Consider the following 11,489-nt stretch of genomic DNA (forward strand, 5'->3'; position numbering starts at 1 on the left):
ATTGCGCCATCTCGATAAGGGATATTCCCACTTTTTCAACGGAAGAGCCAAATACCCACGGTTCAAAAAGAAACGGAACGGTGGCAGTGCTGAGTTTACTAAATCGGCATTTCGTTGGAAAGACGGTTCTCTGTATTTGGCGAAAAGCCAAGAACCCCTCAATATCCGATGGAGTCGTCAACTTCCCAAAGGAGCAGAACCCTCTACCGTTACGGTGCGACTCGAACCTTCGGGACGTTGGCACGTCTCCATCTTGGTAAACGACGATACCATCAAACCGCTTCCCCAGTCCGAAAAAAGTGTTGGTGTCGATGTGGGAATTGCCCATCTCGCCATCACTTCCGATGGTGAAAAGGTGGAGAATCCCCGCCATCTGACGAAGCACTACAAACGCCTGAGACGCGCCCAAAAAGCCCTCTCTCGCAAGATGAAGGGTTCTCGAAATCGAGAAAAAGCCCGTCGTAAAGTTGCTAAAATTCACGAACAAATTAAAGATTCTCGGAGCGACTACCTGCACCAACTGACAACCCGCCTCGTTCGCGAAAACCAAACGATCGTGGTGGAAGACTTGTCGGTTAAGGGGATGGTGAGAAATCCCAAACTTGCCAAACACATCTGTGATTGTGCGTGGGGAGAGTTCGTCAACCAACTGGACTATAAGTGTCAGTGGTACGGACGAACTCTCGTCAAGGTAGATAAATGGTTCCCCAGCAGTAAACTGTGTTCGAGTTGCGGACACAAAGCTGATTCGATGGCGTTGAGTGTCAGAGAGTGGACTTGTCCGAAATGTGGGACGGTTCACGATCGGGACATCAACGCTGCACGAAACCTTTTGGCGGTGGGACACACCGTTACCGCCTGTGGAGCGAGTGTAAGACTTGAAGGACATGGTTCTGGAGAGCCACTGCGAAAAACCCGTAAGGGGAAGAAACAGGAACCCAAATCGTGAGGTTTGGGAATCACCGTCCTTCCAGGGCGTTGAGGATGTCAATGTCAAGAGTTTGCGGTTTAGACGTTAGAAACGGTTGGGGTCGATTAACGCACGATCGCCTTACAGCCCCCGTAAGAGGATATCCCAAAATCGCCGACCGAACTCGACCGACAACAGCCCAAAGATCGGCGCCGCACCGATGGCGATCGCGACTAGACCTGGCACACTAGAAGTAGCACCGAACCCGCCAACGCCGAGGGCGATTCCAACCCCGACGATCGCACCGTAGGCCCAGAAGACGCGAACGCGACGCGATCGAGGCGGTTACGGCGAGAGTTTACCCTGAGTTTAAGTCGGAACGAGTTCCCCAGGACGTAATTTCGCCCATTTTCCCATCTCTTCACGGTAACTTTCACAGCCGACCACGTCCCATTCCATTTGAATTTCGGTCTCGTCAGAGCGAATGTTGACGTTAATCGTCGGTTCGACTGGCTCGAACGTGGGAGCGTCCGTCAGATGGGGTTGTTGGTGTTGGTGTTCGACGGCGTGATACGTCACGCAGCGATCGACGTAATGACAGTTAACACAAATACACATGGTATAAAGGTCTTTGCGCTTTTTTGTTAGTCTAGCGAATGCTTTTCAATTTGCCCCGTTCGGGGGAATTGCGTTTTGTTGCAAATACTCGAATGAATTCCGTTGAGCGACGCGATCGCATTCCTGCGGTTCTGTTACCGGAAAACTGGCCGTTTAGTTTGGATTGGTTGCCCCCCGAAGCCTGTTTGGTGGGGGGTGCGGTTCGCGACGCGCTTCTCGGACGCCAATCGGATTATTTGGATCTCGATTTCGTGGTTCCCGCCAACGCCGTTGAAATCGCGCGATCGCTGGCCCGACACTACCATGCTGGATTTGTGGTGTTAGACGCCGAACGTCAAATTGCCAGAGTCGTCTTCGATCGCGCCGAGGAGCGATCGGCAGAATCTCCAGAGGTTCCCCAAGAGCGCGAGTCGCCGTTCGATCGCGCGACGGTCGATTTTGCCTTACAAGAAGGCGACACGCTCGAAATCGACTTACATCGCCGCGACTTTACCGTAAACGCCATCGCCTACAATCCCCATACCGGACAGCTTGTCGATCCGCTTGGCGGGTACGAGGACTTGCAAAACCAGCAACTTCGCATGGTGTCGCGACGCAATTTAGAAGACGATCCGCTGCGATTGTTGCGAGGATACCGACAGGCGGCGCAATTAGAATTCGAGTTAGAGTCCCAAACTCGCCAAACGATTCGGGAACTAGCACCGCTGTTGTCTCGCGTCGCCGCCGAACGGGTGTGTTCGGAATTGAGTTATTTATTCAGTTTCGATCGCGGGACGCCGTGGTTGGAAGCGGCATGGGAAGATAAGTTACTGTCGGTCTGGTTTCCCCACGCCACCGACGCTGGAGTTCGACGGTTGCGATCGCTCGATCGTGCGATGCAAGAATTCGCCGAACGCTGGACTCCCTTGTCTGAAGAATTGTCGCAACCGATTCGTCCGACGTTAAAAACCACTCGGTTGTCGGTGGCGAAGTTAGCCAGTTTGGTGCCGCCGGAAGAGAAAGCTGCCGAGCGAGAGCTGTTAAATTTGAAGTATTCGCGAGCGGAAGTCCGAGCGACCGTGACGGTACTGCAAGCTTGGAACGCCGCGAACTGCGATCGCACCTTGCGGGAGATGCCCGTGCGAGAACAGTATTTTTGGTTTAAAGCCCTCGGTGAAGAATTTCCAGCGTATGCGGCGTTGGCGGTGGCGTCGGGTATCGATTTCAGTACGATCGCCCCGTATATCGAGCGCTATCTGAGGCCGAACGATGCGATCGCCCATCCCCAACCGTTGCTTAGTGGGAAAGACTTAATCGACAAAACGGCTTTGGAGAAAGGTCCGCAAATCGGGTATTGGCTCACTGAAATTGCGATCGCCCACGCTGAGGGTAACGTCTCGACGGCGGAGGATGCCTTAAACTGGATATCGCAGGAAATCGATCGTCGATAAGCGATCGCTGGAACGTTTCCTTCTTCTCCGTTCACAGACGTGCGATTGCCCCAAACGTTGCTGTACGTTTTAACGCTGAGTCTCGTCGCTTGTCGTCAAGAGGCGAGCGTGACGGCGCGATGGCACGAAGAACCCGTCAAATATTTGCGATTGGCGGTGTTGTTTGAGAGTGCCAACTACACGACAACTGGAAACTTTGTCGAGAACTTCGACCGTGTGGGCGTGACTGTTCCCGACGAAACGCAAGACTATCGCTACGCGATCGAGCGCCTCGATTCCCGCCGCGTTCGGATCGTAGCACGTCCTAAAGCTGATGGTTTACACAGTGCGATCGCCGCCGTTGTCGGGTATGACGGGAACGCTCGCGACGCCATCTGCGTGTCTGACGATCCCGCCTCCGAACCTCCGAAGTTTCCCACAATCCCCGCGAACTTTGCCAAACCCGTGCGCTGTCCGCCGGGATCGTCTGGGGGCGAATTGTACGAACTCAGCCCAGTCAACCGTTCCCACGAATCGAGCAGCTTCTGACACGGGACGCGATCGATCTTAAAGGACTCGGTTGAAAAAGCAGCTTCGCGCCCCGGTATGACAAGCCACGTCGCCGATCTGTTCGATTTTGACCAGAATCACATCCGCATCGCAGTCGTAATAGAGCGATTTCACTTTTTGAATGTGTCCCGAGGTCGCGCCTTTGTGCCAGAGTTCTTGTCGAGAGCGGCTCCAGTAGTGCATTTCACCGGTTTCGATCGTTCGCTCTAAGGCGTTTCGGTTCGTCCACGCCATCATTAACACGGTTCCGTCGCGATCGTCTTGGGCGATGGCAGGAATTAAGCCGCGATCGTCAAATTTTAAGGTATCGATCCAGTGGCGATCGCTCGAGCTAGCTGTACCCGGTTCGTTGAGATTGGCGATCGTTTTTTCGTTAGATGTCATTACCGTTTATTTAGGGAGCTTTTGCACCCCACTCTCGCTTTTTACAGTTATATTTATAAGAATTATATTTCTATAATTCCCTTCTTGATTTTATCACAGATCGACAATAACGCAATGACAATTTAAGAGATTACTCGTTAAAGCGATCGCCCCAAAAACGGCACGTTCGAGCAAGAAAATCACATACGAACATTAGTTCATTTATTAAAATAAATGCTGTTTTGTATTTTTTTTCGTTTGTATTTACGCCAACAATGAGATTTTGCGATCGAGCGAATTTTATACGGAAACAGATTCCATATTAGACGTTTATTTTCAACGCATCTTGTGTTTTAACGTCTGACTCGATCGCACGCAGTTGCGACCTCCAGCTTTCGCCTCGTACAAAGCAACATCGGCGGTGGCGATCAAAGAGGCCGGTTGCACTCGTGGCTGGGGAATTTGAGTCCCCACTCCCGCACTCAAAGTCACGACCGGACATACTGACGAGCGTACGTGAGGAATTTGCAAACTGACAATTCGATCGCAAATGGCTTTAGCTAAATATAACGCCGCTCGAGCGTCAGTTTCGGGCAAAATAACGGCAAACTCTTCCCCACCGTAGCGAGCGACGACATCGCTGGAACGGTTGACGACACAGCTAATCGTCTCGGCCACTTTTTGCAGGCACTCGTCCCCAGCTAAATGACCGTAACAATCGTTAAACCGCTTAAAAAAATCCACATCGCATAAAATCAGCGAAAGAGGCAACTTTCCTCTAGCACACCGTCGCCATTCTCGCTCGAGAATTGTGTCGAAATGGCGGCGGTTGGCCACCTGCGTTAAACCATCTAAAGATGCCAGCAGTTGCAGTTCGCGATTGGTCGATTCTAAAGTCTGATAGAGCTGAATTTGCTGGATACCGATCGCCAGTTGCTTGGCAATCTGTTCGAGAAGGTCGATCTCTGTCGGTTGCCACTGCCGCGACTCGCGACAGTGATGTGCGACGAGAAATCCCCACAGTAATGTTTGAGATGGGGTATCTTCGAGGCGGCGATCGTTAATCCAAACAGGTATAACGAGCTTCGCTTTCACCGCGAAAGTCTGACATAACTGTTCGGGCCAGACATCGAACACTGTTAAATCGACGATCGATCCTTCGGGATCGCGCAGGGCGAAAATAGGAGGGTTCCCGATACGCCATCCCAAAGTCGAAGTACAATTGCTCGAACGAGATTCGACGAGTACGGTCGTGCCGCCATCAGGCGTACAGTGTTGAACCAACACGCGATCGCAGTGCAGAACCATCCGTACTTCATCGACCGTCGTTTGTAAAATCTCACAGAGATCGAGCGATCGGTGAATGCGTTCGGCAATGCTGCCGAGAAGTTGTTCGCGTGCTAGTTGTTGCTTTAAGGCCGCCTCGGTCGTTTGTAAACGAGTCAGGGTCTGCTTGCGTTCGATGGCATAGCGCACCGCTCGTAACAGCCATTCCGCTTGGAAATTCCCCTTCACCAAATAGTCTTGAGCGCCTTCTCTCAAGGCGGCGATCGCGGTCGTTTCGTCGTCGAGTCCCGTTAAAACGACAATGGGGGTTTCCCCTGCAATATCGTTAGCTTGCCGCAAGGTCTCGAGTCCGTAACTGTCGGGTAAGTTGAGGTCGAGTAAAATAGCATCGAACGATCGCCGCGCGACGGTCTCGATCGCCTCGCCCAAGGTTTCGACGACGACGAGCTGACAGGGACAGATCGACCCGCGTTCGAGTAGCTTACCGATGAATTTAACATCGGCAGGACTGTCTTCAACGAGTAACACCTGTAAGAGTTGTTGGTTCATCATGGACGTGTTGCGGTCGAGGAATCTTTCGGAAGCGTCCAAAAAAATGTCGTTCCCTGGCCGAGTTCCGATTCGACCCAAATTCGTCCGTCGTGACCTTCGACAATCCGCTGGCAGATGGCCAGTCCGATGCCCGTACCGGGATACTGTTCGTGACTGTGTAGGCGTTGAAAGATTTTAAAAATTCGGGCGAAGTCTTCGGACTCGATACCGATGCCGTTGTCGGAGATACTAAAGCACCACTCTCCATTAATAGCTTTAACACCAATGTAAACGTGAGGTGTTACGGTCGGTCGTCGGTAGTGAAGGGCGTTTTCGAGAAGGTTTTGAAACAAGCGGATCAGTTGGAGTTCGTTGGCCTTGACAGTCGGTAACGCCTCGATCTCGACGATCGCGCCGCACCGGTCGATCGTTTCTTTGAGGTTGTCGAGAACGATTTGGAGGACTCGATTGCAGTCGGTTGGCTCGAACGTACCAGAGTCGGTATCGAGTTGCGAATACGCCAGTAGGTCTCGGATCAGTTGCTGCATTCGTTTGACTGCCCCGACAATACGTTCGAGATAGTGCCGAGCTTGGGGATCGAGGCGATCGCCGTACTGCAACTCGAACAACTGTACGTTGGCAGTGATGCTCGTTAACGGCTGCTGGAGGTCGTGGGACGCAACGCAGGCAAATTCTTCGAGGTCTCGGTTCGAGCGTTGCAGCTCTCGGTTGAGTTGGCGCAGGCGATCGAAGATCTGCTGTCGTTCGATGGCGTACTGAATCGCTCGCCGCAGCCAAGGACCGCGGATTTCACTTTTGACGAGGTAGTCTTGAGCGCCGTTACGAAGGGATTCGGCAGCAATTTCTTCGCTATCTAAACCTGTCAGGACGACGATGGGAATATCGGGGGCGTCGGCAGCAATGGTCGCGATGGTCTCGAGACCGACGCTATCGGGCAAACTGAGATCGAGCAAAATTGCATCGAAGGATTGCTGCGCGATCGCCCCTCTAGCGTCTTGCAAGGTTTCGACCCACGACAACTCGTACTGCACCCGTTCTCTCGACCCTCGCTCGCTTCCGCCATCGGCAGCAAGCAGTTTTCGCATGAGCTGAGCGTCAGCGGCGTTGTCTTCGACTAACAAGAGCTTGACGATTTTTCGTGTCATCGCGCCCGTTTACAAACGTCTGAAAAGTTCGCGACTCAACCCAATTACGTTTGACGCGAATTTCAGGTGTCGTTATCGCTGAGGTCGCTTCGTGCGCCATCGCACGAACTTGAGTGCAACTCTCCTGGGGATTTCCTTTATTGTATAGTTTCCCTCAAGATAATACATATTTTTGAATATTTTGAAAGCTATTTAATGAATCGTAAATTCACGCTTGACTTAGCCGTTTTACCTCGATCGACCCCTTACAACCATCGATTCAGCGGGGCGATCGCCAGGGAACGACATCGACTTCCGTGTTCTCCCAATAGCAAAAGAGGCGGATCGAATCCGCCCCTAAACGAGCGATCGCCAAACGAACAGTTGCTCGAACACTGTCCGCTGACACTGAATGAACTATAAGGGCGCGGCTTCTTCGTTGCTCTCCGTATCGGTACGAGAGATTTGGAAACGCTCGATCGACCGTGCCAAAGCCACCTCTAACTGACGGCCGGGATCGAGAAACACCCAACCTCGCTCGGTTAACTGCTTCACCTCAAAGTGCAAATGCGGCCCGGTCGAATATCCCGTACTGCCCACGCGGCCGATGACTTGTCCTTGTTCGACGCGATCGCCCGGTCGCACCAACAACTCGGACATATGGGCGTAGAGGGTTTCTGCCGTGCCGTCGTTGTGTTCGAGAATCACCGTCAACCCGTATCCACCGAGCGCGTCGGCGACGGCGACTCGTCCCGTAAACGCTGCCAACACGGGCGTTCCCAAGGGTGCGGCGATATCCGTCCCCGTGTGGAAACGACGGGTTCCAGCGATGGGATGGTGTCGCCAACCGAAAAACGAGCTGATCGGTGCCGGAATCGACAGGGGGAAAATCAAGTGAGTGTCGCCGTTCCCCATCTGTCCGAAGGGACGCACAGCCATGTCTCGTAAAATCTGCGCTTCCATCTGGGCATAGTTGAAATCTGCCGACGGTAAACTCGAGGGATCGACCCCCGGCACGTTGGCGGCGATGGGAGCGAATCCTGACGGTTGTGCTTGGGAAATGGGCGTCGGCATCACGTCTTGATACGCCACGGGTGCTGAATCCCATTGAGATTCCGGTAACTGTTGTTGAGATGGGGAGGCCGGAGGACAAAAGCTGCCAGGGACGGCTTGTCCGCGCGATACCGCCGCTTCACATCCAGTCGATCGCTCCTCGAACACGACCACAGGTGCTTCGTCGGGTGTTGTCGCCCCCACGCTGTAATCGGTCGTGTCGATGTAGCTGTGTTGGGGGGGGAGTGTCGGACGCTCGAGCTGAGGTGGCGCGATCGGTTCGGGTGGGGCGATCGGCTCTTCATAAACGGGTGCGGGGTTTGCCGACGCTGGCGGCGCTTCAAATACCGCATCGGGTGCAACGCCTTTGTAGTCCGTGGTAGCGGAGGGAGCGGGTTCTCCCATATAAACGTCAGTTTTGGAGGGAGCTTTAGCCAACGCTGCGCTACTGCTGAGAAGGCTGAGGCTGCTAATCCAGCTTACGCTCCGCAGGAAAGGAAAACGGCGTGGGTTTGAAGGTGTCGAACGTTTGTGCATATCTTCCCGTTGAGTGCGATCCGAAAGGTCGGCGATGTGGCTTGGCGATCTGGACGATCGGGCTTTGGGTTTAAATCTGAAAGTATAGTTATATAGTAACGTATCTCTTTACATTGGTTAATTATTGCAAAAGACTAATCCAAAGTGTAAAGCAAACTGTTTCCGATGTGGATCGGGGGGGGGAGAAGGGGAGAGGGGGAGAGGGGGAGAGAGGGAGAAACAGTTATCTGTTTGCTGTCTTCACTGTTGCCTGTTGCCTGTTGTTGCCTGTTCCCTGTCTTCACTGGTGACTGGTGACTGGTGACTGGTGACTGTTCTCTCATCTCCTCATCTCCTCGTAAGGAATCCGGACGCGGCCCGGCGGAAGCTGGAGTTGGGTTCCGAGGCGGGTACGAACGCGGAGATAACCGTTGGGGGCAACGCCGACGATGGTTCCGGCGAGTCCGTCAATATCGATCGCGCGGTTGAGATGGGCCAGAAGCTGCTGGTACTCCGGTAGAATGCTGTCGATGCCCTGGGTTCGGAGTTGGGACAGTCCGCGATCGATTCCCAACATCACTAAAGCCGCTAAGAACTCTAGCGAACACGACGCCACGTCCGGGTTTTCGTGCCAAAACTGTTGTAAGTTAATCCCCAGTTCGGGAACTGGGTTACACCGGTTAATCCCGACGCCGATGACGGCTTGAGCGATGCGATCGCCTTTTAGACGCGTTTCTGTGAGAATTCCCCCGAGTTTGTGTCCGTTCAACAGCAAATCGTTCGGCCATTTCAGCCATACCGGGATCGAGCGCGATCGCAGGATTGTCGCGATTCCCCACGCACTGGCCAGGGTAAGCTGGCCGCTGTAGCGCGTCGGAACCTCGACCGTCCAATAGGCCGACAGGTACAGTCCCCCCACTGAGGAGTCCCACTGACGAGACCACTGCCCCCGACCTGCTGTTTGACGGGCAGCGATTAAAACAGTTCCCGAGGGCGATCCCCCGTCAACCCGTTCCCACAGTAGGCGATTGGTCGAAGAAACTTCATCTAACACTTCGATCGCCAACCTGGACGGTGTGAATTCGTGGGTTTCCTGCAACACCGCTAACGCCGCTTCAATTCGCTCTATCGATGGCGCGATCGCCTTCACGTTTCAATATCTCCGCTCGCGATTTCTCCACACTGGGTCGGCGACCCAAACCCGGACTACGGTAACATGAAGTCAAGATAATTCAACAACAACTCAACGGTTTCACTTCGACTTCGCCCCTCCACGAAACCTTTCGCATCCGTTGTTTTTTATTACTTTTTTGAAAATGACCACTTGGCAATGGCAGACGTGGCAAGGAAAACCTTACTTAACTTGCAGTTTGCTCGACCCGTTTTCCCACGGCTTTTTTACACGGCAGTTTCGACCCGACACGCCTCGGGAGTTAGTGCGCGTTCTCGATGCTGAGGCGACGGCGTACCGAACCCAGCAAGTTCACGGTCGCGCGATCGCTCGTACTTGCCATCTCGAACCCCTCGCTTCAGAGACGGTGGCAGATTTACAACCCGCCGACGGTATTCTCACTCATCCTGACGGGAATACGAAAGAATCTGTGTGGGTTTGCAGTGCCGACTGTACGCCGGTTCTCATCGCGGACGTGCGGCGGGGGTGCGTCTCGGCGATTCATGCGGGATGGCGAGGAACGGCGGCGAAAATCGTTCCCGAAGCGATCGCGGCCTTTCGCGAGGGGGGGAGTCGTCACGAAGATTTGCGGGTCGCCTTGGGACCGGCGATTTCCGGGGATCTGTATCAAGTTTCGTCTGACGTGGCGGTACGAGTGGGACGCTCGATCGTCGCCGTTCGCGACGATACCTCAGATGACGAGATTCTCCAGCAGGTTTCGACACTTCCCGATTCTCCAGTTTTACCGGATTCCGAACCGGGAAAAGTGCGCCTCGACGTGCGGCAAGCGATTCGCCTGCAACTCGATCGCCTCAATATTTCTCCCGAACAGATCGCCGTATCTTCTGACTGTACTTATCAGCAAAGCGATCGCTTTTTCTCCTATCGCCGAACGGGAGAAAAGAAGGTTCAATGGTCGGGAATTGTCAGTCAAGGCAGCTAAGAACCGTCATAAATTTGTTGGGGTAGTCATACATTAAATCAAGTCAGGAGTTACGCATTTATGCCATTTGTAGAGTGGGCAATGCTCACTAACCTCTCCATTGAATGCAGGGTAAGAGCATCTCAATCAGGCTTGACAAAAGGCTTTGAGAACAGTGGTCATGTAGTCGTTATTCATTGCGGCTCGTTTCTGTTTTTGTCGCAAACTGCGCTCTTCGAGTGGTTTCTTGACGAAGAACATTCAACGCCCAGCGCCGGAGTAAAGATAAATTGTGAGGACTATGACCGGAACGAATCCGACAGGAATCTTCATTAAAAGTCACATCTAAAACCCAATGAACTTGGTTCTCAATTCCCCAGTGCTGTCGAATAATCTTGCCTAAAAGAGAAGCATTAGCAGGAAGAGAAGACAGATAAAACTGGACTTCCCGAGTCGTTTTATTCCAGAGATGACAAATTCGTTCGACCACGACAATGGTTTGAAGTCCGCACCATTGTTCTTGATGATGAAGATGGGTGAATTGGGAAACGGGAATCGCCCAAACTCGTCGTTTTTCAACACGATGATGTCCTTTCTTAAGCGTTGTTCGTAGCTCACTTCGCTCGAGTAATTTTAAAAAGTTCTTAAGAATTTAAACTTTTCTTCAATTTGAGTATAAAATGTGGGATAATTCTTTTTTAAGGCGAGAACATAATCAGCTTTTTGGGCTTGAATTTGTTGAACAATTTTAACTTGAGTCACTATAGCATCAATCGTGACGATAGCTCCTTGAACATCTAACAACTTTAATAAAGTGGGGATTGCCGGAATTTCGTTGGACTTATCTTCCACCGTAAGGATTCAGGTGTCGGGGTTGACAAAACCCCCAGCTTACTCAGACCCAGGAATCAAAGATAGCTCATCAGAACGTCCTTGAACCTCAAGAGAAAGCGCCCGCTCGAAAAACTCAATCACCGAGCGACCCTGAGCGCGA

The 11,489-nt window shown here is 52.7% G+C and carries 11 protein-coding genes and 2 pseudogenes; 4 read left to right on the forward strand and 9 right to left on the reverse strand.

The window, feature by feature from the left end; translation table 11 throughout:
- Nucleotides 1-949: RNA-guided endonuclease InsQ/TnpB family protein (locus POG22_RS00775; RefSeq protein ID WP_498903074.1), on the forward strand; the 949-nt coding region annotated here is incomplete at its 5' end.
- A gap of 330 nt (nt 950-1,279) precedes the next feature.
- On the opposite strand, the gene POG22_RS00780 is transcribed toward POG22_RS00775, so the two are convergent.
- Nucleotides 1,280-1,528, reverse strand: a complete 249-nt coding sequence (locus tag POG22_RS00780; protein ID WP_026097722.1) for a Ycf34 family protein — start codon at nt 1,526-1,528, stop codon at nt 1,280-1,282.
- A 92-nt stretch (nt 1,529-1,620) separates the two neighbouring features.
- On the opposite strand from POG22_RS00780, the gene POG22_RS00785 reads away from it, so the two are divergent.
- Together POG22_RS00785 and POG22_RS00790 are read left to right on the forward strand one after the other, a co-directional pair.
- Nucleotides 1,621-2,958 (forward strand): tRNA nucleotidyltransferase/poly(A) polymerase-related protein, encoded by a 1,338-nt coding sequence (locus POG22_RS00785; RefSeq protein ID WP_063718712.1) that lies wholly within the window; start codon nt 1,621-1,623, stop codon nt 2,956-2,958.
- Nucleotides 2,959-2,997: 39 nt separating this feature from the next.
- Complete coding sequence (locus POG22_RS00790) at nt 2,998-3,486, forward strand: type IV pilin-like G/H family protein (RefSeq protein WP_498903076.1); 489 nt, start codon at nt 2,998-3,000, stop codon at nt 3,484-3,486.
- A gap of 18 nt (nt 3,487-3,504) precedes the next feature.
- Here the strand turns inward: POG22_RS00790 and hisI are convergent, their stop codons facing one another.
- The 6 genes from hisI to POG22_RS00820 form a co-directional block, all read right to left on the reverse strand.
- Nucleotides 3,505-3,891 carry a phosphoribosyl-AMP cyclohydrolase gene (gene hisI / locus POG22_RS00795; RefSeq protein WP_017661567.1) on the reverse strand — a complete coding sequence of 129 codons (387 nt, stop codon included), beginning with the start codon at nt 3,889-3,891 and terminating at the stop codon, nt 3,505-3,507.
- Nucleotides 3,892-4,206: 315 nt separating this feature from the next.
- Entirely contained in the window at nt 4,207-5,709 is a 1,503-nt protein-coding gene (locus POG22_RS00800; protein ID WP_498903078.1) for a GGDEF domain-containing response regulator, read from the reverse strand.
- Nucleotides 5,706-6,854, reverse strand: a complete 1,149-nt coding sequence (locus POG22_RS00805; protein WP_498903080.1) for a sensor histidine kinase — start codon at nt 6,852-6,854, stop codon at nt 5,706-5,708. Before POG22_RS00805 ends, POG22_RS00800 begins: the two co-directional genes overlap by 4 nt.
- Before the next feature lie 259 nt (nt 6,855-7,113).
- Entirely contained in the window at nt 7,114-7,242 is a 129-nt protein-coding gene (locus POG22_RS00810; RefSeq protein ID WP_498903081.1) for a hypothetical protein, read from the reverse strand.
- 8 nt (nt 7,243-7,250) lie between these two features.
- Nucleotides 7,251-8,423 (reverse strand): M23 family metallopeptidase, encoded by a 1,173-nt coding sequence (locus POG22_RS00815; protein ID WP_082901812.1) that lies wholly within the window; start codon nt 8,421-8,423, stop codon nt 7,251-7,253.
- Between the two features lie 319 nt (nt 8,424-8,742).
- Nucleotides 8,743-9,552, reverse strand: coding sequence for a biotin--[acetyl-CoA-carboxylase] ligase (locus POG22_RS00820; RefSeq protein WP_498903083.1), 810 nt, complete (start codon nt 9,550-9,552; stop codon nt 8,743-8,745).
- 166 nt (nt 9,553-9,718) lie between these two features.
- Between POG22_RS00820 and pgeF the strand changes: the two genes are divergently transcribed.
- Entirely contained in the window at nt 9,719-10,516 is a 798-nt protein-coding gene (gene pgeF, locus POG22_RS00825) for a peptidoglycan editing factor PgeF (RefSeq protein WP_498903085.1), read from the forward strand.
- A gap of 126 nt (nt 10,517-10,642) precedes the next feature.
- Here the strand turns inward: pgeF and POG22_RS00830 are convergent.
- Together POG22_RS00830 and POG22_RS00835 are read right to left on the reverse strand one after the other, a co-directional pair.
- Nucleotides 10,643-11,093, reverse strand: a pseudogene (locus POG22_RS00830) (ISAs1 family transposase); the annotation flags it as partial.
- 76 nt (nt 11,094-11,169) lie between these two features.
- A pseudogene (locus POG22_RS00835) lies at nt 11,170-11,347 on the reverse strand (ISAs1 family transposase); the annotation flags it as partial.
- Nucleotides 11,348-11,489 lie beyond the last annotated feature (142 nt).

Source organism: Geitlerinema sp. CS-897 (assembly GCF_028368005.1).
Taxonomy (GTDB): Bacteria; Cyanobacteriota; Cyanobacteriia; order Cyanobacteriales; family Geitlerinemataceae; genus Baaleninema; species Baaleninema simplex.